Annotated in this window: 23 protein-coding genes; 14 read left to right on the top strand and 9 right to left on the bottom strand. The window is 67.6% G+C overall.

The window, feature by feature from the left end:
* Nucleotides 1-67 precede the first annotated feature (67 nt).
* Both htpX and VQ067_RS11400 read left to right on the top strand, forming a co-directional pair.
* The gene (gene htpX / locus VQ067_RS11405; protein WP_003090915.1) at nucleotides 68-943 is read left to right on the top strand and encodes a protease HtpX; all 876 of its coding nucleotides are present in this window, start codon (nucleotides 68-70) and stop codon (nucleotides 941-943) included.
* Nucleotides 944-1,083: 140 nt separating this feature from the next.
* Nucleotides 1,084-2,211 (top strand): M14 family metallopeptidase, encoded by a 1,128-nt coding sequence (locus VQ067_RS11400; RefSeq protein ID WP_003130825.1) that lies wholly within the window; start codon nucleotides 1,084-1,086, stop codon nucleotides 2,209-2,211.
* A gap of 31 nt (nucleotides 2,212-2,242) precedes the next feature.
* Here VQ067_RS11400 and VQ067_RS11395 read toward each other — a convergent pair whose 3' ends face one another.
* Complete coding sequence (locus tag VQ067_RS11395; protein ID WP_033991748.1) at nucleotides 2,243-2,899, bottom strand: thiopurine S-methyltransferase; 657 nt, start codon at nucleotides 2,897-2,899, stop codon at nucleotides 2,243-2,245.
* A gap of 55 nt (nucleotides 2,900-2,954) precedes the next feature.
* Nucleotides 2,955-3,401: a universal stress protein gene (locus VQ067_RS11390; RefSeq protein ID WP_034019615.1), complete on the bottom strand. Its 447-nt coding sequence runs from the start codon at nucleotides 3,399-3,401 to the stop codon at nucleotides 2,955-2,957.
* Between the two features lie 156 nt (nucleotides 3,402-3,557).
* On the opposite strand from VQ067_RS11390, the gene VQ067_RS11385 reads away from it, so the two are divergent.
* The 6 genes from VQ067_RS11385 (at nucleotide 3,558) to VQ067_RS11360 (ending at nucleotide 10,610) form a co-directional block, all read left to right on the top strand.
* The gene (locus VQ067_RS11385; protein ID WP_003090919.1) at nucleotides 3,558-4,490 is read left to right on the top strand and encodes a LysR family transcriptional regulator; all 933 of its coding nucleotides are present in this window, start codon (nucleotides 3,558-3,560) and stop codon (nucleotides 4,488-4,490) included.
* A 137-nt stretch (nucleotides 4,491-4,627) separates the two neighbouring features.
* Complete coding sequence (locus VQ067_RS11380; RefSeq protein WP_034019610.1) at nucleotides 4,628-6,229, top strand: MFS transporter; 1,602 nt, start codon at nucleotides 4,628-4,630, stop codon at nucleotides 6,227-6,229.
* Between the two features lie 11 nt (nucleotides 6,230-6,240).
* On the top strand, nucleotides 6,241-7,305 hold the full coding sequence (locus tag VQ067_RS11375) for an HlyD family secretion protein (RefSeq protein WP_052150381.1): 1,065 nt from the start codon (nucleotides 6,241-6,243) through the stop codon (nucleotides 7,303-7,305).
* Nucleotides 7,302-8,741: an efflux transporter outer membrane subunit gene (locus VQ067_RS11370; protein WP_003090923.1), complete on the top strand. Its 1,440-nt coding sequence runs from the start codon at nucleotides 7,302-7,304 to the stop codon at nucleotides 8,739-8,741. The genes VQ067_RS11375 and VQ067_RS11370 overlap by 4 nt, the downstream gene beginning before the upstream one ends.
* A gap of 36 nt (nucleotides 8,742-8,777) precedes the next feature.
* The gene (locus tag VQ067_RS11365) at nucleotides 8,778-9,749 is read left to right on the top strand and encodes a LysR family transcriptional regulator (RefSeq protein ID WP_033990836.1); all 972 of its coding nucleotides are present in this window, start codon (nucleotides 8,778-8,780) and stop codon (nucleotides 9,747-9,749) included.
* A 90-nt stretch (nucleotides 9,750-9,839) separates the two neighbouring features.
* The gene (locus VQ067_RS11360; protein ID WP_003109673.1) at nucleotides 9,840-10,610 is read left to right on the top strand and encodes a DODA-type extradiol aromatic ring-opening family dioxygenase; all 771 of its coding nucleotides are present in this window, start codon (nucleotides 9,840-9,842) and stop codon (nucleotides 10,608-10,610) included.
* Nucleotides 10,611-10,976: 366 nt separating this feature from the next.
* On the opposite strand, the gene VQ067_RS11355 is transcribed toward VQ067_RS11360, so the two are convergent.
* A complete protein-coding gene (locus VQ067_RS11355; RefSeq protein WP_003119873.1) occupies nucleotides 10,977-12,680 on the bottom strand; it encodes a DEAD/DEAH box helicase in 1,704 nt (567 codons plus the stop codon).
* Between the two features lie 310 nt (nucleotides 12,681-12,990).
* Between VQ067_RS11355 and VQ067_RS11350 the strand changes: the two genes are divergently transcribed.
* Complete coding sequence (locus VQ067_RS11350; protein ID WP_003090929.1) at nucleotides 12,991-13,782, top strand: crotonase/enoyl-CoA hydratase family protein; 792 nt, start codon at nucleotides 12,991-12,993, stop codon at nucleotides 13,780-13,782.
* Between the two features lie 26 nt (nucleotides 13,783-13,808).
* Here VQ067_RS11350 and VQ067_RS11345 read toward each other — a convergent pair whose 3' ends face one another.
* Complete coding sequence (locus VQ067_RS11345) at nucleotides 13,809-14,558, bottom strand: spermidine synthase (RefSeq protein ID WP_033984787.1); 750 nt, start codon at nucleotides 14,556-14,558, stop codon at nucleotides 13,809-13,811.
* 174 nt (nucleotides 14,559-14,732) lie between these two features.
* Between VQ067_RS11345 and VQ067_RS11340 the strand changes: the two genes are divergently transcribed.
* Nucleotides 14,733-16,079 (top strand): class II 3-deoxy-7-phosphoheptulonate synthase, encoded by a 1,347-nt coding sequence (locus tag VQ067_RS11340; protein WP_003117352.1) that lies wholly within the window; start codon nucleotides 14,733-14,735, stop codon nucleotides 16,077-16,079.
* A gap of 40 nt (nucleotides 16,080-16,119) precedes the next feature.
* Here VQ067_RS11340 and VQ067_RS11335 read toward each other — a convergent pair whose 3' ends face one another.
* Nucleotides 16,120-17,328, bottom strand: a complete 1,209-nt coding sequence (locus VQ067_RS11335; protein WP_003110986.1) for a winged helix-turn-helix domain-containing protein — start codon at nucleotides 17,326-17,328, stop codon at nucleotides 16,120-16,122.
* Between the two features lie 82 nt (nucleotides 17,329-17,410).
* Nucleotides 17,411-17,644: a DUF1127 domain-containing protein gene (locus VQ067_RS11330; protein WP_003090935.1), complete on the bottom strand. Its 234-nt coding sequence runs from the start codon at nucleotides 17,642-17,644 to the stop codon at nucleotides 17,411-17,413.
* A 96-nt stretch (nucleotides 17,645-17,740) separates the two neighbouring features.
* On the opposite strand from VQ067_RS11330, the gene VQ067_RS11325 reads away from it, so the two are divergent.
* Nucleotides 17,741-18,595, top strand: coding sequence for a LysR substrate-binding domain-containing protein (locus VQ067_RS11325; RefSeq protein ID WP_003090936.1), 855 nt, complete (start codon nucleotides 17,741-17,743; stop codon nucleotides 18,593-18,595).
* A gap of 1 nt (nucleotide 18,596) precedes the next feature.
* On the opposite strand, the gene VQ067_RS11320 is transcribed toward VQ067_RS11325, so the two are convergent.
* The gene (locus VQ067_RS11320) at nucleotides 18,597-19,346 is read right to left on the bottom strand and encodes a sulfite exporter TauE/SafE family protein (RefSeq protein WP_003114755.1); all 750 of its coding nucleotides are present in this window, start codon (nucleotides 19,344-19,346) and stop codon (nucleotides 18,597-18,599) included.
* A gap of 100 nt (nucleotides 19,347-19,446) precedes the next feature.
* On the opposite strand from VQ067_RS11320, the gene VQ067_RS11315 reads away from it, so the two are divergent.
* From VQ067_RS11315 to ohrR (VQ067_RS11305), 3 genes are all read left to right on the top strand, one after another.
* On the top strand, nucleotides 19,447-20,403 hold the full coding sequence (locus tag VQ067_RS11315; protein WP_009313879.1) for a LysR family transcriptional regulator: 957 nt from the start codon (nucleotides 19,447-19,449) through the stop codon (nucleotides 20,401-20,403).
* 85 nt (nucleotides 20,404-20,488) lie between these two features.
* Complete coding sequence (gene ohrR / locus VQ067_RS11310; RefSeq protein WP_003090940.1) at nucleotides 20,489-20,944, top strand: hydroperoxide stress response transcriptional regulator OhrR; 456 nt, start codon at nucleotides 20,489-20,491, stop codon at nucleotides 20,942-20,944.
* 144 nt (nucleotides 20,945-21,088) lie between these two features.
* Nucleotides 21,089-21,517, top strand: a complete 429-nt coding sequence (ohrR, locus tag VQ067_RS11305) for an organic hydroperoxide resistance protein OhrR (protein WP_003090941.1) — start codon at nucleotides 21,089-21,091, stop codon at nucleotides 21,515-21,517.
* Between the two features lie 84 nt (nucleotides 21,518-21,601).
* Here the strand turns inward: ohrR (VQ067_RS11305) and efp are convergent, their stop codons facing one another.
* Both efp and earP read right to left on the bottom strand, forming a co-directional pair.
* Nucleotides 21,602-22,168: an elongation factor P gene (gene efp, locus VQ067_RS11300; protein ID WP_003090942.1), complete on the bottom strand. Its 567-nt coding sequence runs from the start codon at nucleotides 22,166-22,168 to the stop codon at nucleotides 21,602-21,604.
* Between the two features lie 42 nt (nucleotides 22,169-22,210).
* Nucleotides 22,211-23,341 (bottom strand): elongation factor P maturation arginine rhamnosyltransferase EarP, encoded by a 1,131-nt coding sequence (gene earP, locus VQ067_RS11295; protein WP_033990835.1) that lies wholly within the window; start codon nucleotides 23,339-23,341, stop codon nucleotides 22,211-22,213.
* Nucleotides 23,342-23,390 lie beyond the last annotated feature (49 nt).

The following is a 23,390-nucleotide window of genomic DNA, read 5'->3' as shown; positions in this document are numbered from 1 at the left end:
GTTCGCCCGCCCCGGCGGCCTGCGAACCGCGCTCCGTGCCTTCAGCCGTGAGGAGAAGCTTTACACCATGATGCGCATCCTGTTGTTCCTGGCCACCAACCTGGCAGTCCTGGTGATTGCCAGCATCACCCTGAAACTGCTCGGGGTGGACCGCTTCACCGGCCAGAATTACGGCAGCCTGCTGGTCTTCTGCGCCGTGTTCGGTTTCGCCGGTTCGCTGGTCTCGCTGTTCATCTCCAAGTGGATGGCGAAGATGAGCACCGGTACCGAAGTCATCAGCCAGCCGCGCACCCGTCACGAACAGTGGCTGCTGCAGACCGTCGAAGAGCTGTCCCGCGAGGCCGGCATCAAGATGCCGGAGGTCGGCATCTTCCCCGCCTACGAGGCCAACGCCTTCGCCACCGGCTGGAACAAGAACGACGCGCTGGTCGCGGTCAGCCAGGGCCTGCTCGAACGTTTCTCGCCCGATGAGGTGAAAGCCGTCCTCGCCCACGAGATCGGCCACGTCGCCAACGGCGACATGGTCACCCTGGCGTTGATCCAGGGCGTGGTGAACACCTTCGTGATGTTCTTCGCGCGAATCTTCGGCAACTTCGTCGACAAGGCGATCCTGAAGAACGAGGACGGCCCGGGCATCGGCTACTTCGTCGCGACCATCTTCGCCGAACTGGTGCTCGGCATCCTCGCCAGCATCATCGTCATGTGGTTCTCGCGCCGCCGCGAGTTCCGCGCCGACGCCGCCGGCGCCCACCTGGCCGGCACCGGCGCGATGATCGCCGCGCTGCAACGCCTGCGTTCGGAACAGGGCGTGCCGGTGCAGATGCCCGACACCCTGAACGCCTTCGGCATCAATGGCGGCCTCAAGCACGGCCTGGCCGGCCTGCTGATGAGCCACCCGCCGCTGGAAGATCGTATCGAAGCGCTGCGCGCCAGCGCACGCTGATCCGCTTTCACACTTGGGACAGGGCGACCATCGGTCGCCCTTTTTTTATGCCCGGGAAAGCCACCTATCCATGGTCGCTTTGACAGCCGCGGGCCAGCCCCGGAACATGCGGGTCCGTGATTTCGCCCGATGAGGTTCCCATGCAGATCCGCGCCGATTTCGACAGCGGCAACATCCAGGTCATCGATGCCAGCGATCCCCGCCGGATCCGCCTGGCGATCCGTCCCGACCTGGCCAGCCAGCATTTCCAGTGGTTCCACTTCAAGGTCGAGGGCATGGCTGCCGCCACCGAGCACCGCTTCACCCTGGTCAACGCCGGCCAGTCGGCCTACAGCCATGCCTGGAGCGGCTACCAGGCAGTCGCCTCGTACGATGGCGAACGCTGGTTCCGCGTACCGTCGCAATACGACGCCGACGGCCTGCATTTCCAGCTGGAACCGGAGGAAAGCGAAGTCCGCTTCGCCTACTTCGAGCCCTACAGCCGCGAACGGCATGCCCGCCTGGTCGAACGTGCGCTCGGCATCGAGGGCGTCGAACGGCTCGCCGTCGGCACCAGCGTGCAAGGCCGCGACATCGAATTGCTGCGGGTCAGGCGCCATCCCGACAGCCACCTGAAGCTGTGGGTCATCGCCCAGCAGCATCCCGGCGAGCATATGGCCGAATGGTTCATGGAAGGCCTGATCGAGCGCCTGCAGCGGCCGGACGACACGGAAATGCAGCGCCTGCTGGAAAAGGCCGACCTGTACCTGGTGCCGAACATGAACCCGGACGGCGCGTTCCACGGCAACCTGCGCACCAACGCCGCCGGCCAGGATCTCAACCGGGCCTGGCTGGAGCCGAGCGCCGAGCGCAGCCCGGAAGTCTGGTTCGTCCAGCAGGAGATGAAGCGCCATGGCGTCGACCTGTTCCTCGACATCCACGGCGACGAGGAAATCCCTCATGTGTTCGCCGCCGGCTGCGAGGGCAACCCGGGCTATACGCCCCGCCTGGAACGGCTCGAGCAACGCTTCCGCGAGGAACTGATGGCGCGCGGCGAATTCCAGATCCGCCATGGCTACCCACGCAGTGCGCCGGGCCAGGCCAACCTGGCGCTGGCCTGCAACTTCGTCGGGCAGACCTACGACTGCCTGGCGTTCACCATCGAGATGCCGTTCAAGGACCACGACGACAACCCGGAGCCCGCGACCGGCTGGTCCGGCGCCCGCTCCAAGCGACTCGGCCAGGACGTCCTGAGCACCCTTGCGGTGCTGGTCGACGAACTCCGCTGAAAATGGACGGGGCCCCGCGCGGCGCCCCGTTTCAGCCTCTCTCCAGCAGGTAGACGGCCTCGTTCAGCCAGGACACCCCGCGCTCGAGGAATTTCCAGTTGACGCCGAGCACGTCGCCACGCTCCAGTTCCTCGATCCGCCAACCGCCAGCGTAGTAGCCACGCACCTCCTCGTCGGGCACGGCGAACGGCGGACCGGCCATCTCCGCCTGCGGGTAGTCGATGGTGACCAGCAAGCCGAGGCTGCGCGTCGGCAGGACCGCCTGGAGATGCCCGGCATAGCACTCGCGCATCTCCGGCGGCAGGGCGATCAGCGCGGCGCGGTCGTAGAACGCCCTGCACTGCGCCAGGTGCTCTGCCTGCAAGGCGAAGAAATCACCCTGCAGCAGGGTGATGCCGGCGACCCGGTAGCGGCGGAAACCACCCAGTTGATCGATCTCGGGGCGCAGGTCGTGCTCCTCGAAGAAGTCGCTCACGGCCTTTTCCGAAAGCTCCACCCCCAGCACCTCCAGCCCCTGGGCGGCCAGCCATGCCAGGTCCAGGGTCTTGCCGCACAACGGCACCAGGATCCGTTCGCCCGCTTGCAATCGCAGCCGCGACAGGTGGCGCATCAGGTAGGGATTGATCTCGTCCAGATGGAAGCCGATCTGGTTGTTCGCCCAGCGGGCGTGCCAAAAATCCGCCTGCATCCTGCCCTCCGCATTCGTGGAAAAACCCGCAAGGTGGCGACAATCGGCCGGCAGGTCAACTCCCCTGCGCATCTTCCTCGCGCACTTCCACCAGCACCGGACACGGCGCCTCGCGGATCACCCGGTCGCCAACTGAAGGATCGAGCAGGCGCTCCAGCCGTCCCAGGTGCCGATGGCCGATGACGATCAGCTCACAGCCCAGGCGCCGCGCCTCGCCCAGGATCACCTGCACCGGGTCGCCGGCGCGTAGCTCGGCCCGTACCTCCAGCTCGCACCCGGCTAGCAGCGCACGGGCCTCGTCGAGCACCTGCTGGGCCTCTTCGCACTCGTGCGCGGCGGGCGGATAGTCGAGCAGCGTCGGCCGGCCCGGCAACGCATAGCCGGCGTCCACCGCGCACAGCAGGTGGACCCGCGCGCCCGGCGCGGCGGCCTGCCGCGCCAGCTCGGCAATGCGACGGGTCTGCGGGCCGCCGTCGATGGCGACCAGGAGTGTATGGAACATCGGCAAATCCTCGGACAGGGCGTACACCGGCATTCTTCGGTAGCCACCGGCGCGCGTAAAGGCATCGCGGACGCAATCCAGCAATGCAGCGAACGCACGCCTGGGAGAGCAAAAGACTGCACCTTGCGCACTAAAGGATGCTTATACTTCCACTCCATGCATCTTCCCGATATGAATCTCCTGGTCGCCCTCAACGTTCTTCTCGAAGAGGGCAGCGTGGTCGGAGCCGCGCGCCGCATGCACCTCAGCCCACCGGCGATGAGCCGTACCCTGTCACGGATCCGCGAGGCGGTAGGCGATCCGATCATGGTCCGCGCCGGCCGCAAGCTGGTGCCCACGCCCCGCGCCCTGGAACTGCAGGAGCAGGTCCGACAACTGGTGGATCAGGCCCGCGACCTGTTCAACACCCGCGAGACCATCCAACTGGACAAGCTGGAGCGCTGCTTCACCCTGCGTTCCAACAACACCCTGGTCGGCGGTCTGGCCACCCGCATACTGGAAATCTTCAGCAAGGAAGCGCCACGCTGTACCCTGCGCTTCGCCCCGGAATCGGACATAGACGACGAAGCCCTGCGGCAGAACCGCATCGACCTCTACATCGGCGCCTCGTCCTGGATGGAGCCCGAGGTCAAGACCCAGCAACTGCTCACCACCCGCTTCGTCGGCCTGGCCCGCCAGGGGCATCCGATCTTCGACGGCGACATCACCCCGCAGCGCTTCGCCGCCTTCCCCCACATCAGCGTCTCGCGCCGCGGACTCCACCACGGCCCGCTGGACCAAGCCCTGGGAGAGCTGGGGGTGACCCGCCAGGTCAAGCTGGTCTGCGCAACCTTCCACTCGGCGATCTTCGCCCTGCCCGGTTCCGACCTGCTGTTGCCGATCGCCGAGCACTCCCTGTGGCGGGCCAACCGACTGGGCCTGGGCCTGCGCCAGTTCGACATCCCGGTGCCATTGAAGACCGTGATGGTGGTCCAGGCCTGGCATCCACGCTTCGACAACGATCCCGCGCACCGCTGGTTCCGGCAAACGGTCAAGCGGCTTTGCGAGGAAGTGCAGAACGATCCCCATCCGCTGCTGGGCTCCAACTGATATAGATGCGTAAAACGCACTGATTCATTTCGATCATTTCAATTTTCACACTATCTAGACGCCCCTAGACTGCGGCGGAAATCAGAAGAGTTTCCGCCCATGCCTTGTTTCCCCACCCTCGCCGTAGCGAGGTCGCGATGACTTCGCTCGCCACCCCGCTCGGCCAGCCGACGCCAACCGCAGCCCCCGCCGCCCCCGCCGCCCAGCCTTTCGGCGCGCGCATCGTGGTCGGCCTGCTCGGCGTGCTGCTCGCCTCGCTCACCGCCGGTCTCAATGGTCATGTCACCGAGATCGCCATGACCGATGTGCGCGGCGCACTCGCCATCGGCCATGACGAAGGCACCTGGCTGACCGTGCTCTACGAAGCCACCCAGGTCGCCGCCATGGCATTCGCGCCCTGGTGTTCGGTGACCTTTTCCCTGCGCCGCTTCACGCTCTTCGCCATCGGCGGCTTCGCCCTGCTGGCCCTGCTCTGTCCGTTCGCGCCGAACCTCGAGAGCCTGCTGGTCCTGCGCACCCTGCAAGGGTTGATGGCCGGCTGCCTGCCGCCGATGCTGATGACCGTGGCGCTACGCTTCCTGCCGCCGGGGATAAAGCTCTACGGCCTGGGCGCCTATGCCCTCACCGCGACCTTCGGGCCCAACCTGGGCCTGCCGCTGGCGGCGTTCTGGTTCGAATACGTCGGCTGGCAGTGGGTGTTCTGGCAGGTCATTCCGCTGTGCCTGGTGGCGATGGCCGCGGTGTCCCATGGCCTGCCCCAGGACCCGGTGCGCCTGGAACGCTTCCGCCAGTTCGACGGCATCGGCCTGCTCACCGGTTTCCCGGCGATCTGCGCCCTGGTGATCGGTCTGCTGCAAGGCGAACGCCTGGACTGGTTCGAGTCGCCGCTGATCTGCCTGCTGCTGGGCAGCGGCAGCCTCCTGCTGGGGCTGTTCCTGGTCAACGAATGGAGCCACCCGCTGCCGTTCTTCCGCCTGCAGTTGCTGAAGCGGCGCAACCTGACCTTCGCCCTGATCACCCTGGCCGGCGTGCTGGTGGTGCTCGGCGCGAGCATGGGCGTGCCGACCGAATTCCTCGCCGAAATCCGCGGCTACCGCCCCCTGCAGAGCGTACCCATGGTGTTGCTGGTGGCTCTTCCGCAGCTCGTCGCGCTGCCGCTGGTGGCGGCCCTCTGCAACATCCCGCGGGTCGACTGCCGCTGGGTGCTGGCCTGCGGCCTGTGCCTGTGCGCCGGTGCCTGCCTGAGCTTCAGCCAACTGACGGCGGACTGGGTGCGCGAGGACTTCTACCTGCCGATGCTGTTACTGGTGGTCGGCCAGCCGATGGCGGTGATTCCGCTGCTGATGCTCTCCACCAGCGTCATCGCGCCCATCGAGGGGCCCTTCGCCTCAGCCTGGTTCAACACCGTCCGCGGCTTCTCCGGGGTAGTCGCCACCGCGGTGATCGGCGCCCTCGGCACCGCCCGCGAGCACTACCACTCCAACCGCCTGGTGGATCACCTGGGCAATGCGTCCCAGGCCGTCGAACTGCGCCTGCAACAGATCGCCGGCCTGCAACCGGGCGCCGACTCCGGCGCGCACTGGCAGCACCTGGCCGAACAGGCCCGCCAACAGGCTCAGGTGCTGGGCAACGCCGACGTGCTGCTGGCGATGACCGGCCTGGCCTGCGCCCTGCTGATCCTGATTCCGATCCTGCCGCAACGGGCCTACCCGCCCCGCCCGGTCGCTCCCACACACTGAAAGGTCGCTGTATGTCGTTCATCACTTCGCGCAAGGGCAGCCTGCTGCTCGCCGCCCTGCTGGTCCTGATCCTACTGGTCTACCTGCTGTTCCACCTGCTCGCCCCACGGGTCGTGCAGAGCACCGACGACGCCTATGTGCACGCCGATTTCACCCTGGTCGCGCCGAAAGTCGCCGGCTTCGTCCAGGACGTCCTGGTCGAGGACAACCAGCCGGTCAAGGCCGGCCAGTTGCTCGCCCGCCTCGACGACCGCGACTTCCGCACCGCCCTGGCCGCCGCCGAGGCCGACGTACTCGGTGCCGAGGCCAACCTGGCCAATGCCGAGGCCAACCTGCAACGCCAGCAGGCAATGATCGAACAGGCGCGGGCCAAGGTCCGCGCCGAGCAGGCCGAGCTGGTCTTCGCCCGTCACGAGCAAAGCCGCTACCAGACCCTCGCCAGCAAGGGCGCCGGCAGCCTGCAGAACGCCCAGCAGGCGCAATCGCGGATCGATACCGCCAGCGCCCGGCTGGCCGAGGGCCAGGCCGCGGTGGATGCCACGCGCAAGCAGGTGAGCGTCCTCGAAGCCCGCGTCGGCCAGGCCCGTGGCGACCTGCAACGCATGCAGGCGCGACGCGACCAGGCCCGCCTGGACCTCTCCTACTGTGAACTCCGCGCGCCCTTCGACGGCCTGGTCGGCCGCCGCCAACTGCGCGTCGGCGCCTATGTCACGCCGGGCAGCGCGCTGCTGGCGGTGGTGCCGCTGCAGCAGGCCTACGTGGTCGGCAATTTCCAGGAAACCCAACTGACCCACGTCTCTCCCGGACAGGCCGTGGAGATCCGCGTCGATACCTTCCCCGGCGAGGTTCTGCGCGGCCATGTCGACAGCATCGCCCCGGCCACCGGCCTGAGCTTCGCGCCGATCGCCCCGGACAACGCCACCGGCAACTTCACCAAGGTGGTCCAGCGGATCCCGGTGAAGATCGTTCTCGAGCCGCGCCAGGCCATGGCGGGCAAGTTGCGTGTGGGCATGTCGGTGGAAGCACGGATCGACACCGCGACCGGCACCCACTCCGCCGAGGTCGCCCAGCAATGAAAGGCACTCCGCTCCTGCTTATTGCCAGCCTTGCGCTCGGCGCCTGCAGCCTCGGCCCCGACTTCACCCGCCCGGACCGCCCTGCGCCCGGCGACTGGTCGCTCCAGGCCGCTGCCGGCAACCCCAGCCACCTCGCCGCCGCGCCACTCGCAGCACAATGGTGGACGCTGTTCGACGACGCGCAATTGAACGCCCTGCTGCAACGGGTCCAGCGTGCCAACCTCGACCTGCGCAGCGCCGCGGCGCGCCTGCAGCAGAGCCGCGCGATCCGTCGCAGCCTCGGCGGTGACGCCCTGCCCTCGGTGGACGCCAGCGGCAACTACCAGCGCCAGCGGACCACCAGCGCCGGCCTGTTCGATCCTTCCGGCAAGGCCGGCAAAGGCAACTACAACCACGCCCTGGCCGGCTTCGACGCCTCTTGGGAGCTGGACTTCTGGGGCCGCGTGCGACGCGAGCTGGAAGCCGCCGACGCGACGGTGGAAGCCAGCGAGAACGAACTGCGCGACGTGCAGGTCTCGGTGCTGGCGGAAGCCGCGCGCGACTATATCCAGTTGCGCGGCGAACAGAGCCGTGCGGCGATCATCCGTGACAACCTCGAGACCGCACGGCGCAGCCTGGAACTCACCCGCACGCGCCTGGCCAACGGCGTCGCCACCGACCTCGAGGTAGCCCAGGCGCTGGCCCAGGTGGCCAGCATGGAGGCACGCCTGCCCGAGGTGGAAAAGAACCAGGCGCACCTGGTCAACGCCCTTGGCTACCTGGTCGGAGCCAGCCCCGGCAGCCTGCTCGCCGAACTCGGCCCGGCGCGGGAGATTCCGCGTCCGCCGGGCAGCGTGCCGGTCGGCCTGCCGTCCGAACTGGCCCAGCGCCGCCCCGACATCCGTCGTGCCGAAGCGCGCCTGCACGCCGCTACCGCCAGCATCGGCGTGGCCAAGGCGGACTTCTATCCGCGCATCACGCTCAACGGCAACTTCGGTTTCGAATCCCTGCAACTGTCCAGCCTGGGCGACTGGGACCATCGCCAGTTCGCCATCGGCCCGGCGTTCAGCCTGCCGATCTTCGAAGGCGGACGCCTGCGCGGACGCCTGGAGCTACGCGAGGCACAGCAGCAGGAAGCCGCCATCGACTACCAGCGCACCGTGCTGCGTGCCTGGCAGGAAGTCGACGACGCGATGCACGACTACGCCGCCAACCAGCGCCGCCAGGAGCGCCTCGGCGAAGCCGTGGCGCAGAACCGCCGCGCCCTGCAGAGCGCCCGCGAGCAATACCGCGCCGGCGCGGTGGACTTCCTCAGCGTGCTCGACAGCCAGCGGCAACTGCTGGACAACCAGGAACAGCAGGTCGCCAGCGACGAAGCGGTGTCTCTGACCCTGGTCAACCTCTACAAGGCGCTGGGCGGCGGCTGGAGCCCAACGTCCGACCCGGCGTCGGGCTGAGACGACGCCGGGCGCGGACCGGCGAAGGAGTTGGAAATGGACCTGCTGCACGGTATCCGGACCTTCGTCCGCGTGGTGGAGCACGGCAGCTTCACCCAGGCCGCCCAGGCGCTGGGCACCTCTCCGGCGACCGTTTCGCGCCAGGTCGCCGGGCTCGAACAGGCGCTCTCGGCGCGCCTGCTGCAACGCAATACGCGCAGCGTCGTGGTGACGGAAAGCGGTCTGCGCTACTACGAGCATTGCAAGCAGATCCTGCGTACGGTCGCCGCCGCCGCGGCGGACGTCGAAGACAGCCAGTCCCACGCCAGTGGTCGCCTGCGCCTCCACGCGGTGACCGAACTGGGCCTCGAGCACCTGATGCCGCTACTGGTGGACTACCTGGACGGCCACCCGGACGTCTCCGTCGACCTCACGCTGGCCCAGGGCACCCCGGCCCTGCTCGAGGAAGGCCTGGACGTGCTGATCACCCTCGGCCGAACCTTGCCGGACTCGACCCTGGTCGCCCGCGATCTCGGCCAGGTGTTCAGCGTGGTCTGTGCCGCGCCGGAATACCTGGCACGGCATGGCGTGCCGCGCACGCCGGAGGACCTGCTGCGGCATCGCTGCCTGAACGTGGCCGCGCCGTCCTGCCCGCAGGGCTGGGTCTTCGTCGGCGAACGCGGCGAAACGCTGCTCAATCTCGACGAGGCGCTCAAGGTCAACCTCCCCGAGGCCGCCTGCGCCGCCGCCGCGGCCGGGCTCGGCGTCTGCCTGCTGCCCGGCTTCGTCGCCGCCCGCGCGCTGCAGGAAGGCAGCCTGTTGCGGCTACTGCCGGGCCATCGACTGCATGTCCGCGAGGTGTTCGTGCTGTACTCCTCGCGGCGCTACCTGGACGCCAAGATCCGCACCTGGGTGGACTTCCTCAGGGAACGCCTGCCCCTGGCGTTCGAGCGTGACCGGGCGATCCTCGACGATCGGCGCTACTGGGCGGAAAGCCCAACCGGCGTAGCGCGCGAGACCGCGACCTAACGTCTGGATCGATAGGTATCCTCAAAAACATATACTGGTTTTCGATTGATCGAGGGAGGAACATGGCTCATCCGAGTCATGAGGTGAATCATGCTACCGACTCTCTATATTTCCCACGGCTCACCGATGCTCGCCCTCGAACCGGGCGCCAGCGGCGTACAACTGCGCCGCCTGGCTACAGAGCTGCCGCGGCCGAAGGCGATCCTGGTGGTTTCCGCGCACTGGGAAAGCGACGACCTGCGAGTAACCGGCGCCGCGGCGCCGGATATCTGGCACGACTTCTACGGCTTTCCGCCGCCCCTCTACGCCGTGCGCTACCCGGCCAAGGGCGCGCCGGCGCTGGCGCAGCGGACGATCGAACTGCTCCAGGCCGCCGGCCTGCCGGCCCAGGCCGACCCACAGCGACCATTCGACCACGGCACCTGGGTGCCGCTGAGCCTGATGTACCCGCAGGCGGACATCCCGGTGCTCCAGCTGTCCCTGCCGAGCCGCCTCGGTCCGGCCCTGCAGAGCCGCGTCGGCCAGGCCCTGCGCCAACTGCGCGGGGAAGGCGTGCTGCTGATCGGTTCCGGCAGCATCACCCACAACCTGGGCGAACTGGACTGGCACGCCGGACCGGAAGCCATCGCGCCCTGGGCGCGGGAGTTCCGTGACTGGATGGTGGAAAAGCTCCAGGCCGACGACGAGGCCGCGCTTCACGACTACCGCCGGCAGGCGCCCTGGGCGGCGCGCAACCACCCCAGCGACGAGCACCTGCTGCCGCTGTTCTTCGCCCGCGGCGCGGGCGGCGGCGGGATGCGCGTCGAGCACAGCGGCTTTACCCTGGGCTCGTTGGGGATGGATATCTATCGCTTCGATTGACAGAACTTCTCGTGGGACTGGCGGAGAGCATTGGCTTCCCGCCGCAAGCTGGGTGGACTCGGCTGGCAGCCAGGAAATCGCGAGCGATATAGTCCTGTAGCGCGAATAACGCCATAGGCGTTATCCGCGATGTCATGGATAGGCGGCGGATCAGGGCTTCGGTATGTGCAGGTCTGGCATGCACGACGTGGTGCCTGCCCTGGCGGCTGGGCGAGTCTTTTGTTTCCTTTAGACGCTTGCCAGAGGGGCTCGCCCGGGGTGACGAAACGAGAAGCCGGGGCAGGCGCGAAAAACAGCCCGGCCAGCAAACATCAAGCCCATGAAAAAGCCCCGCCGAAGCGGGGCTTTTGTTCATCGCGCTGGACCTCAGTCCTCGCGATAGCGGCGCAGGCGCAGGGCCTTGCCGGCGACGCGGGTGTCCTTGAGCTTGGTCAGCAGGCGCTCGAGGTTGGCCTCGGGCAGTTCGATCAGGCTGAAGGTATCGCGAATCTGGATGCGGCCGATGTCCTCGCGGGACAGGCCGCCCTCGTTGAGGATCGCGCCCAGCAGGTTCTTCGCCGCGACCCCGTCGCGCGCGCCGAGGGCGGTGCGGCAGCGGGCACGGCCTTCGCTCGGCGGCGCCATCGGACGACGCTCGCCGCTGCGCTCCGGACGCTCGCCGCGTTCGCCACGGTCGGCACGCTCGCGCGGTGCCGATGGGGTCAGCGGCTGTTCGCGGCGCACCGACTCCAGGTCCAGCGCCTTGCCGGCGGTCAGGCGCGCCAGCAGTGCGGCGGCCAGGGTCTCGGCATCGCAGCCGAGGCGACGGCACAGCTCGTCGCGCACCGCGCCGCGCTGCTCGACGGCGCTGTCGAGCAAGGGCGTCAGGCTCGCGGCCAGGCGCGCCAGGCGGGCCTCCAGTACGGTCTCGGCATCCGGCAGGCGGACTTCGCCGACCTTCTGCCCGGTGACCCGCTCGATCACCTGCAGCATGCGCCGCTCGCGCGGAGTCACCAGCAACAGCGCGCGCCCTTCCCGACCGGCACGGCCGGTACGGCCGATGCGGTGCACGTAGGACTCGGGGTCGTAGGGCATATCGATGTTCAGCACGTGGGTGATGCGCGGTACGTCCAGGCCCCGGGCAGCAACGTCGGTGGCGATGACGATGTCCAGCGAACCGTCCTTCAGCGACTCGATGACCCGCTCGCGCTGGGCCTGCGGCATGTCGCCGTTGAGCGCGGCGGCGCGGTAGCCCTGGCGCTCGAGCAATTCGGCGTAGTCGAGGGTGGCCTGCTTGGTGCGGACGAAGGCGATCAGCGCGTCGAACTGCTCGACTTCCAGCAGGCGCTGGATCGAACCGGCCTTCTGGTCGGCATGGACCATCAGGTGGACCTGCTCGATGCGCGCCACGGTCTGGGTCTTGGCGGCGATCTTGACGTGCTTGGGCTGCTTCAGGTGGCGCTCGGCGATGCCACGGATGGACGCCGGCAGGGTCGCCGAGAAGAGCACGGTCTGGCGCGATTCGGGAAGCGCCTCGAAGATCACTTCCAGGTCGTCCATGAAGCCGAGCTTGAGCATCTCGTCGGCTTCGTCGAGCACCAGGCGCTGGACGGTGGCCAGCAGCTTCTCGTCGCGGCGCAGGTGGTCGCACAGGCGGCCGGGGGTAGCGACGAGGATCTGTGCGCCCTGGCGCAGGGCCTTCAGCTGCGGCCCCATGGGCGCGCCGCCGTAGACGGCGACCACGCCGACGCCCGGCAATTGCTTGGAATAGGTTTCGCAGGCGGTGGCGACCTGCAGGGCCAGCTCGCGGGTCGGCACCAGCACCAGCATCTGCGGCTCGCGACGGCTCGGGTCGATGCGCGACAGCAGCGGCAGGGCGAACGCGGCGGTCTTGCCGGTACCGGTCTGCGCCTGGCCGATCATGTCGTGGCCTTCGAGGATCAGCGGAATCGATTGAGCCTGGATAGGCGAAGGCTCTTCGTAGCCTACGGCGACGATTGCCGCGAGCACATTGGGGTGAATACCGAGCGCGGCGAAGCCGACGGTTTCCTGAGTCATGGGTTTGCCTCGTATACATCCGCAAAGACCCATGACCCATGGCTGCTCATGCCCTGTACGGCCGAAACGGCCACCCAGGCAGCTGGGGCGGGGATTTGCGAGATTGCTTTTGAATTAGAAGATTACGTAAAGGAAATCCGCAGAGCGGATACACAGCCAGAGCACAGCGCTCCGAAAAATGCAGGTCCTGAACGGGGTCAGTTTTGACCGGCGCGCATCATACCGGAATTTTGACGTTTGTGTGCGTTTTTTCCGACATGCGTCATCGGAGAGACTGACAATGGACATCCCGATTCCAGACGTCTATACCGACGTTGCCCGCCCCCCGCCAGGAAACCGCCGCATGAACGACACCCTCCCAGGACGCATCAGCCGCGAACGGCGCGGCCACCTGCTGCTGCTCGGCCTCGACCGCGTGGCCAAGCGCAACGCCTTCGACCTGCCGATGCTCGACGACCTGGTCGCCGCGCTCGGCGAATACGAGGCCGACGACAAGTTGCGCTGTGCCCTGCTCTTCGCCCACGGCGAGCATTTCACCGCCGGGCTGGACCTGGCCAATGTCGGCGAGACCTTCCGCCAGGGCTGGAAACTCCCCGAAGGCGCCGTCGATCCCTGGGGCACCTTCGGCGGCCGGCGTCCAAGCAAGCCGCTGGTGGTGGCCGTGCAAGGCTACTGCTACACCATCGGCATCGAACTGATGCTGGCGGCCGACATCAACCTCTGCGCCAGCAACGCGCGCTTCGCCCAGCTCGAAGTGCAGCGCGGAATCCTCCCGTTCGGTGGCGCGACACTGCGCATGCACCAGGTCGCCGGCTGGGGCAACGCCATGCGCTGGCTGCTCACCGGCGACGAATTCGACGCCCACGAAGCCTATCGTCTCGGCCTGGTGCAGGAAGTCACCGCCCCGGAAGACCTCCTCGACCACGCCGTCGCTCTCGCCGAACGGGTCGCGGCCCAGGCGCCGCTCGGCGTGCGCGCCACCCTCGGCTCGGCGCGCCAGGCCCTGCTGGAAGGCGAAGCGGTCGCCGCCGCTGCGTTGCCGGAAGCCGCCAGGCGCCTGCTCGACAGCGAGGACGCCAAGGAAGGCCTGCGCGCGCTCCAGGAACGCCGCCCGGGACGCTTCGAAGGACGCTAGGCCGGGCCCTTGTCCGCGCGCCCTGGCTACTGGGCCGGGCGCAGGCTGTCGATATAGCCCTGCAACGAATAGCCGAGTTGCGGCTCCAGCGCCGCGGCACGCGTCCGCAGGGCTTCCTGGTCGAGTTCGAGGGCCAGGTTCGCCGGCACCAGCATCACCACGTTGCCCTCGGCCACCGGACACTCCCAGTAATGATGGTGATAGCGCCCGCGCAGCAGCGGCGCGCCCAGCGGCTTGCCATCGGTGCCGCTCCACTGGTTGATCACCAGCCAGCCATCCTCGGCGAGGCGCTCCTGGCAGGCGCCGAGGAAATTCCAGGCCAGGTGCGCGGCCGACGGGCCGGTATCGGTATAGAGGTCGAGGAAGATCAGGTCGGCCTCCGCGCATTCGCCCAGGCTCTCCAGTGCGTCGCCGATGCGCAATCGCAGGCGCGGGTCGTCGCGCAGCCCCAGATGCTCACGGGCCAGGCGCGGAATCGCCGGGCGCAGCTCGATGGCCTCGGCCTCCTCCAGCGGCAGGTGACGCAGGCAGGCCTGGGTCAGGCTACCGGCGCCGAAACCGAGGAACAACGCGCGACGCGGTTGCGAATGGCAGAGCCCGCCTAGCAGCATGGCGCGGGTGTAGTCGTATTCCAGCCAGGCCGGATCGGGCATGAACACGCAGCTCTGCTCGACACCGTCGCCGAACTCGAGGAAGCGATAGTCGCCGGACTCGATGACCCGGATGATCCCGTATTCGTCGCGCTCCTCGACCAGCAGACGTTCTTCGCTCACCACTCACCTCCCCCGCCGCTTCGCCGGCTATCGCCAGGCGCTCCGGCAAAAGCACCGCAGCATAGCAAAGCCGGCCCGACGATGGATTTCCGCTATTGCAACGATCGCTGGCGGCGCTGCGGCGAGCTGCTCTACCATGCCGCAATCCGCTTTCCCGAGCATTGCCAAGAGTCGTAGATGAGCCAGTCCTGGAGCCCCGAGAGCTGGAGGGCCAAGCCGATCCAGCAACAACCCGAGTACCCCGATGCCGCGCACCTGGCCAGGGTCGAGCAGACCCTCGCCGGATACCCGCCGCTGGTCTTCGCCGGCGAGGCTCGCGAGCTGCGCCGGCAGTTCGCCGAAGTCACCGCCGGACGCGCCTTCTTGCTCCAGGGCGGGGATTGCGCGGAAAGCTTCGCCGAATTTTCCGCGGCGAAGATCCGCGATACCTTCAAGGTACTGTTGCAGATGGCGGTGGTAATGACCTTCGCCGCCGGCTGCCCGGTAGTGAAGGTCGGGCGCATGGCCGGCCAGTTCGCCAAGCCGCGCTCCTCCGGCGACGAAACGCAGAACGGCGTGACCCTGCCTGCCTATCGCGGCGACATCGTCAACGGCATCGGCTTCGACGAGAAGAGCCGCGTGCCGGACCCGGAGCGCCTGTTGCAGGCCTACCACCAGTCCACCGCCAGCCTCAACCTGTTGCGCGCCTTCGCCCAGGGCGGCTTCGCCGACCTGCACCAGGTGCACCGCTGGAACCTCGACTTCATCGCCAACTCGGCGCTGGCCGAGCGCTACCAGCAACTCGCCGACCGCATCGACGAGACCCTCGCCTTCATGCGCGCCTGCGGCCTGGACAGCGCGCCGCAGCTCCGCGAAACCAGCTTCTTCACCGCCCACGAAGCGCTCCTGCTGAACTACGAGGAAGCCCTGACCCGCCGCGACAGCCTGACCGGCGAGTGGTACGACTGCTCGGCGCACATGCTCTGGATCGGCGACCGCACCCGCCAGCTCGACGGCGCCCATGTCGAGATGCTGCGCGGCGTAGGCAATCCGATCGGGGTCAAGGTCGGGCCGAGCATGGACAGCGAGGAGCTGATCCGCCTGATCGATATTCTCAACCCGGACAACGATCCGGGCCGCCTCAACCTGATCGTGCGGATGGGTGCCGACAAGGTCGGCGACCACCTGCCGCGCCTGATCCAGGCCATCCAGCGCGAGGGCCGCCAGGTGCTGTGGAGTTCCGACCCGATGCACGGCAATACCATCAAGGCCTCCAGCGGCTACAAGACCCGCGACTTCGCCCGCGTGCTCGCCGAAGTCCGCCAGTTCTTCGAGGTGCACCAGGCCGAAGGCAGCTACGCCGGCGGCATCCACATCGAGATGACCGGGCAGAACGTCACCGAATGCATCGGCGGTTCGCGACCGATCACCGAAGACGGCCTCAGCGACCGCTACCACACCCACTGCGACCCGCGGCTGAACGCCGACCAGTCGCTGGAACTGGCCTTCCTGATCGCCGAAACCCTGAAGCAGGTACGCCGCTGAGCGCGCCGCGGCCGCTCCCGCCGCCCGGCGGGAGCGTTCGCTAGAGCAGCACCCCGCGCAAGCGCACCGCCAACTCCCCGCGCCCCTCGATCGCCACCGTCGCCAGGCCCAGCCAGGCGGCCATGCTGCGCAGCTGCTCGGCCAGCTCGTGCAGGGCGGCATCGTCCATGCCGTTCGCCTCGGCATGCAGCGCATGCACCGCCAGGCGCTCCCGCGCCCGCTCGGCGCGGAGGTCGACGCGGCCGACCAGACGGCCGTTGTACAGGAATGGCAGCACGTAGTAGCCGTACACGCGTTTTTCCTTCGGCGTGTAGATCTCCAGGCGATAGCGGAAATCGAACAGGCGCTCGGCCCGCGCCCGCTCCCAGACCAACGAGTCGAAGGGCGAGAGCAAGGCACTGGCGCCCAGCCGCCTCGGCACCTGCGGTTCGCCGGGGCAGTAGGCCGGCTGGCTCCAGCCCTCGACCCGGACCGGCAGCAGCTCGCCAGCCTCCACCAGTTCGGCGAGGCGCGCGCGGCTCTGCGCCGGGCTCAGCCGATAGTAGTCGCGCAGGTCCTTTTCGGTGGCCACGCCCAGGGCGCTCGCCGCCATCCGCAACAGCTCGCGCTGGGCCTGTGCCTCCGAAAGCTCGGGACGCGCCAGCAATTCCGCGGGAAACACTCGCTCCGGCAGGTCATAGAGCCGCTCGAAGCCGCGCCGTCCGGCCACCGTCAGCTCACCGGCGGCGAACAGCCATTCCAGCGCATGCTTTTCCGCGCTCCAGTCCCACCAGGGACCGGCCCGCTCCTGCCGCGTGCTCAGGCTGCCGGCACCCAGCGCGCCTTGCTCGCGCACCGCCTGCAACACCTGGCGGATCAGTGGCTGCTGTTCCCGGCCGAAACGTGCCAGTTGCTGGTAGATGCCCTGGCCGTCGGCGGCCTGACGCATCCGCCAGCGCATCAGCGGGTAGTGCTCCAGCGGCAGCAGCGAGGCCTCGTGCCCCCAGTATTCGAACAACTGGCGGTGACGGCCGACACTCCAGGCTGCCTCGTCGAGCAGCGTCATGGAGTAGGGACCGAGGCGGGAAAACAGCGGCAGGTAGTGCGAGCGCACCAGCGCATTCACCGAATCGATCTGTAGCAGGCCGAGGCGCGCGAGCATTTCGCGCAGATGCCGCCGCTGCACGCTGCGGCGCGTCCGCCGGCCGTCGAAGCCCTGCGCGGCCAGGGCCAGGCGGCGGGCTTCGGCGAGGGAAAGCGAAAGACTCATGGAGCGCCCCAGTCGATGAAGGAGACTGCGAGTCTATCGTGCCCCCGCCGCCGCGCCAGCCCGGCGCGCCGCTGCGGTTCGCTCAATGCCGACGCAGCGGGTCGTCCCAGAAATGCCGCTCGCCCTCTTGGAAGATATCCGCCCGACTCAGGCCGAGGTCCTTCAGCGCTTCGTCGCTCATCCTCAGCAGTTCCCGGCGCTCGCGGGCCAACTGCAACCAGCGCCGCCAGCGACGCCACAACGACGGCGCAGCGGTCGAGGCGGGATGGGATGCAGCGTGGCAGTGACTGCCGAAATAATCCTGTTGACCTTTCATCGTCTTGCCCTCCGTTCGGGATAGGCACAGTCTCCCGCCAGGCATAGGATCAATCCAACGAATCATTCTTATGCAATGCATCTTGGAGATTGATGAATGAGCTACCAGCCCGGCATCGATACGGAATTGCTCCGCACCTTCGTCGCCATCGCCGAGCACGGTGGTTTCACCCGTGCCGCGGAGGCGGTGAATCGCACCCAGTCGGCGGTCAGCATGCAGATGAAGCGGCTAGAGGAGGACGTCCTGCAGCGCTCGCTGTTCGAGCGCGACGGAAGACAGACCCGCCTCACCGCCGAAGGCCAGGTGCTGCTCGGCTATGCCCGGCGGATCCTCAAGCTGCACGGCGAGGTGTTCAACACCCTGCGCCGCCCGCACATGGTCGGCTCGGTGCGCATCGGCACCCCGGACGACTACGTGATGCGCTTCCTCCCGGCGATCCTGTCGCGCTTCGCCGAAGCCTATCCGCTGGTGCAGGTCGAGGTGCATTGCGACACCTCGCTCAACCTGCTGGCGCGCAACGACCTCGACCTGTCCATCGTCACCCGTGAGCCGGGCACCGAGATCGGCCAGTTGCTGCGCCAGGAGCCCTTCGTCTGGATGGCCGCCGAGGGCTTCTGCCCCCACGACCAGCGGCCGATCCCGCTGGCCATGTTCAACACCACCTGCTTTTGCCGGGCCTGGGCCTGCAACGCCCTGGAGGCGGCGGAACTGGACTACCGCATCGCCTACAGCAGCCCCAGCCTGTCGGCGCTGTTCGCGGTGGTCAGCGCCGGCCTCGCCGTGACCGTGCAACTGCGTAGCCTGCTCACCGGCAACCTGCGCATCCTCGACGAGAGCGAGGGCCTGCCCGCCCTGCCCTCGGCCAGCATCATGCTGATGCGCAACCCGCACAGCCAGTCGCCGGTCACCGAGAAGCTCGCCGAATACATCGGCGAGGGCTTCCGTCTCTGACTCAACCGCGCACCAGCAGGAGCACCGCGCACAACGCGAGGAAGGCACAGAAGGCCATGCGCAGGCTGCGCTCGGGCAAGGCGTGGGCCAGCCTCACGCCCCAGGAAATGCTCAGCAGGCCGCCCAGCGCCAGGGGGATCCCCATCCGCCAGTCGACATGACCGTGCATGGCGTAGGTCCCCAGCGCCACCGCCGTGCTCGGTGCGGCCAGGGCCAGCGCGAGGCCCTGGGCGACGACCTGGGCGAGGCCGAACACCGAAGTCAGCACCGGTGTCGCCAGCACCCCGCCACCGACCCCGAAAAGCCCGCCGAGCGAACCTGCGCCAAGGCCCAGCACGCCCATCCAGGGCAAACCGTAGCGCGGCGTCGCGCCGCCCTGCGGCGGGCGCCGGAACAGGCGCCAGAACATGTAGCCGGCCAGCGCCAGGAGGAAGATCACGAACGCTTCGCGCATCCGCGCCGCATCGATCCGCGCGGCCACGCTGGACGCCAGGAACGCGCAAAGCAGGCCGGTCAGGGCAAGGACTCCGGCCTGGCGCGGATCGATGCGGTTGCGCTGGTGGTAGCGCCACAACGCCAGCACCACGTTCGGTACCACCATCACCAGCGCGGTACCCTGCGCCAATTGCTGGTCGAGGCCGAAGATCACCCCCAGCGCCGGGATCGCCAGCAGGCCGCCGCCTATCCCGAACAGACCGCCCAGGCAACCGAGCACCATCCCCAGCAGGAAATCGAGAAATACATCCAGCATGTCAGCCCCTCTTTCGACGCCTCCATGCTAGGCAAGCGTGGCTGGATGGGAAACGCACAAGAAAGCACAATGGCTATGCCAATCACGCAAAGGCATGAGCATGTTGCCCGATACCCTCAGCGAACAGTTCGTTCTCTACCTCGATGTCCTCGATGGCGGCAGCTTCTCCGCCGCTGCCCGCAAGCACCCGCTCACCCCGTCCGCCGTGGCGCGCCGGATGGACGCCCTAGAGCGCGCCGTCGGCAGCACCCTGCTGGTGCGCACCACCCATGCGGTACGCGCCACGCCGGCCGGCCTGGCCTTCGCCGACCGCGCCCGGCGGATCGTCACCGAACTGCGCCTGGCCCGCGCCGAAGCGGTGTCCCTGAGCACCGCGCCGCAGGGCCTGATCCGTATCGATGCGCCGGTGCCCTTCGGCCGCCGCCACCTGGCCCCGGCGATCGCCGACTTCCTCAAGGCCAACCCCGGCCTGGACGTGCAATTGCGCCTGATCGGCAGCTTCATCGACCTGCAGGGCGAACATCTCGGCGAGGTCGACCTGGTGTTGCGCGCCGGCCCGCTGCCCGACAGCCGCCTGGTGGCCACTTCGCTGGCGCCGATGGTGCGGGTGGTCTGCGCCAGCCCGGAGTACCTGCGCGAACACGGCGTTCCCGCATCCCCCGGCGAACTGCCGGAGCATGCCGCCATCGATTGGGACAACCTGTCGCCACCCTATGCCTGGCGCTTCCAGCACGACGGCAAGCTCCAGCACCTGCGGCCGAAACGGACGCGGCTGGCCACCAATAACGCCGAAGCGATGGTCGACGCGGCGCTGGCCGGCCTCGGCATCGCCCACCTGCCGACCTGGCTGTGCAGCGAGTACCTGCTGCGCGGCGAACTGCAGGCACTGTTCTGCGACGACGGCTTGCCCGCCGCCGAGCCCACCTGCATCTATGCCCTGCGCCTGGAACGCGAAGCCAGTTCGCGAACCCGCCTGCTGCTGGCTTTCCTCCGCGAGCGCTTCGGTTTTCCGCCACCCTGGGACCAGACCCTGCAGCAGCGTCTCGGCGAGCGCTGAAGACACCACCCGGCGGGAAACCTGGAAAGCCAATAGCCACTACGCTAAATTCATGCACAGCGCCCTACTTACTTGGAAGACAGCCATGTCCCGACTGCCCACCACCCCTTGCGAGCAGCTCAAGCTGGACAACCAGCTGTGCTTCGCCCTGTATTCCACCTCGCTGCAGATGACCAAGGTCTACAAGCCCCTGCTGCAAGCGCTCGGCCTCACCTATCCGCAGTACATCGCCATGCTGGTGCTATGGGAACGCGACGGCCTGACCGTGGGCGAAATCAGCGCACGCATGCTTACCGACCCGGGATCGCTCACGCCTCTGCTCAAGCGCCTGGAGGGCGAAGGTCTGATTACCCGCACTCGCAGCAGCGAAGACGAACGCGTAGTCCTGCTGCGCCTGACCGACAAGGGCCGCGCCCTGCAGCGACAGGCCGAGAGCATTCCCGCCTGCATCCTGGAGAGTACCGGCCTCGACTTGCCACAGCTGGTCGCCCTCAAGGATGAGCTGCTGGCCCTGCGCGGCAACCTGCAAGCACCGGACTGAGGGGCTTATACCTACCTGTCTGGTTTTTATCGCCAAATCTTCCAACGATTTATCTTGCGCACAAAATAGCATGACGATAAATTTCATTTCACGCACTTACTTAGCGCGCAAGAAATTAACGCACAACCTAGACAGGTGACCCTCATGCAAACCATCAAGGCTCTCTACACCGCAAGCGCAACCGCCACCGGAGGCCGTGACGGCCGTGCGGTATCCTCGGACGGCGTGCTCGACGTGAAACTCAGCACTCCGCGCGAACTGGGCGGCCAGGGCGGCGCGGCCACCAACCCGGAACAACTGTTCGCCGCCGGCTACTCGGCCTGCTTCATCGGGGCCCTGAAGTTCGTTGCCGGCCAGCGCAAGCAGACCCTTCCCGCCGACGCCTCGATAACCGGCAAGGTCGGCATCGGCCAGATTCCCGGCGGCTTCGGCCTGGAGGTCGAACTGCACATCAGCCTGCCGGGCCTGGAGCGCGAAGCCGCCGAAGCGCTGGTAGCCGCCGCCCACCAGGTCTGCCCCTACTCCAACGCTACCCGCGGCAATATCGACGTACGCCTGAACGTGTCGGTTTGAAGCTTCTGACTCTCCGCGCCGCGGCGGCGGACAGCGGAAACGAAAAAGCCCGGCGAATGCCGGGCTTTTTCTCGTCGCGCGGGATCAGGCCTTGACGCGGGACTTGTACTCGCCGGTGCGGGTATCGATCTCGATCGAGTCGCCGATTTCGCAGAACGCGGAAACCTGCAGCTCGGCGCCGTTGTTCAGGCGCGCGGTCTTCATCACCTTGCCCGAGGTGTCGCCGCGGACGGCCGGCTCGGTGTAGGCGATCTGGCGAACGATGGTAGTCGGCAGCTCTACCGAGATCACCTTGTCGTTGTAGAACACGGCTTCGCAGATGTCGGTCATGCCGTCTTCGATGAAGGTCAGCACGCCTTCCAGATCGTCTTTCTCGATCTCGTACTGGTTGAACTCGCTGTCCATGAAGACGTACAGCGGGTCGGCGAAGTAGGAGTAGGTCACTTCCTTGCGATCGAGGATGATCGGCTCCAGCTTGTCGTCGGCCTTGAACACGGTCTCGGTACCGGCGCCGGTCAGCAGGTTCTTCAGCTTCATCTTGACGACGGCAGCGTTACGGCCGGACTTGTTGAACTCGGCCTTCTGGATGACCCAGGGAGCGCCATTGATGTTGGCAACCTGGCCGGCGCGGAACTCTTGAGCGGTTTTCATACGAATATCCGATGGATGAAAGACAAAAAATCAGGCCGCGTATCATAGCCAATCTGCGTAAAATTGCACCAGCCTTGCCGCAAGATCCGGACGCATGCCCTGTTCGTCGGCCCAGCGCTGCGCTTCCCTACGCCACTCGGGCAGTTGCCTCTCCAGCCCCTCCCAGGCCCCGGCAAGTCCACCGCCGGCGTTCCACGCCAGCCAGAAGGTGCGCAGGTTTTCCGCCAGGTCGACGGGCAGGCCGGCGCAATAGAGTTCGAGGAATGCCTCGAGCTTCGCCAGGTGCGCCTCCTCTTCCTGTCTATAGATGTGCCAGAGCAGCGGCCGTCCCGCCCACTGCGCGCGAACGAAGGAGTCCTCGCCGCGCACCGCGTTCAGGTCGCAGCACCACAACAGGCGATCGTAGTCGTCCTGCGCCATGAACGGCAGCACCTGGACCCGCAACGCGTCGCGCACGTGGACGTCCCCGACGGCCAGGGTAGCCACCCGCAGCCAATCGGCGACATCCGCCAGCACCCGCCCCTCCGGCACCAGCAGCAGGCTCGGCTGGCGGGCGTCGCGCAGTTGTTCCAGCCAGCCAGGCAGCGCCGGGTTTTCGTAGGCAAACAGCGAAATCAGTCGCTCGCCAACCTTCCGCCGCACGCCGAGGGAGGCGAGAAACTCATCCTGCGCCGAGGCAGAGGCCTGGAAACGGCGCCGACGTTCCAGCAGGCCGGCCTCGCGCAACAGGCCGCCACTGGGCTCGCGGAACCCGGGAAAGAAGAAGTACTTGGAAAGCCCGCACGCCTGCAGCGACGGCAATGCGTGGCAACTGCCGATCCATTCCTCGGCACTCAGGTACTCCAGGTTCAGCCACAGGGACGGCCGCTCGCGCTCGCGCATGGCCTGCCGGTGCGCCTCCGGCAGTTCGCAGGCGAAGGCCTCGATCACCACGTCGGCCGCCACCACCGATGCCCACGGCCGGCCCCAGGCACGCACTTCGACCCCATCCAGGCACTGCACGTGCGCCGCCGGGTCCGCCCGCGGACAGATCCGGGCGAAGGCCTGCGGCTCGTCCACCCACAGGCGCACCGCCTGACCGTGCTCGGCGGCCAGTTGGCGAGCCAGGCGCCAGGTGACGCCGATGTCGCCATAGTTGTCGACCACGCTACAGAAAATGTCCCAGCTCGCCATCCGCCTCTCCTCTTCGTGCCCGGCAGTCTACCAAGGCACCCCGCGGACT

Source organism: Pseudomonas sp. KBN12P06040, from assembly GCF_037574965.1.
Classification (GTDB): Bacteria; Pseudomonadota; Gammaproteobacteria; order Pseudomonadales; family Pseudomonadaceae; genus Pseudomonas; species Pseudomonas aeruginosa.
The sequence above is the reverse complement of the archived record's forward strand: the minus strand, read 5'-3'. Positions and strand labels throughout refer to the sequence as shown.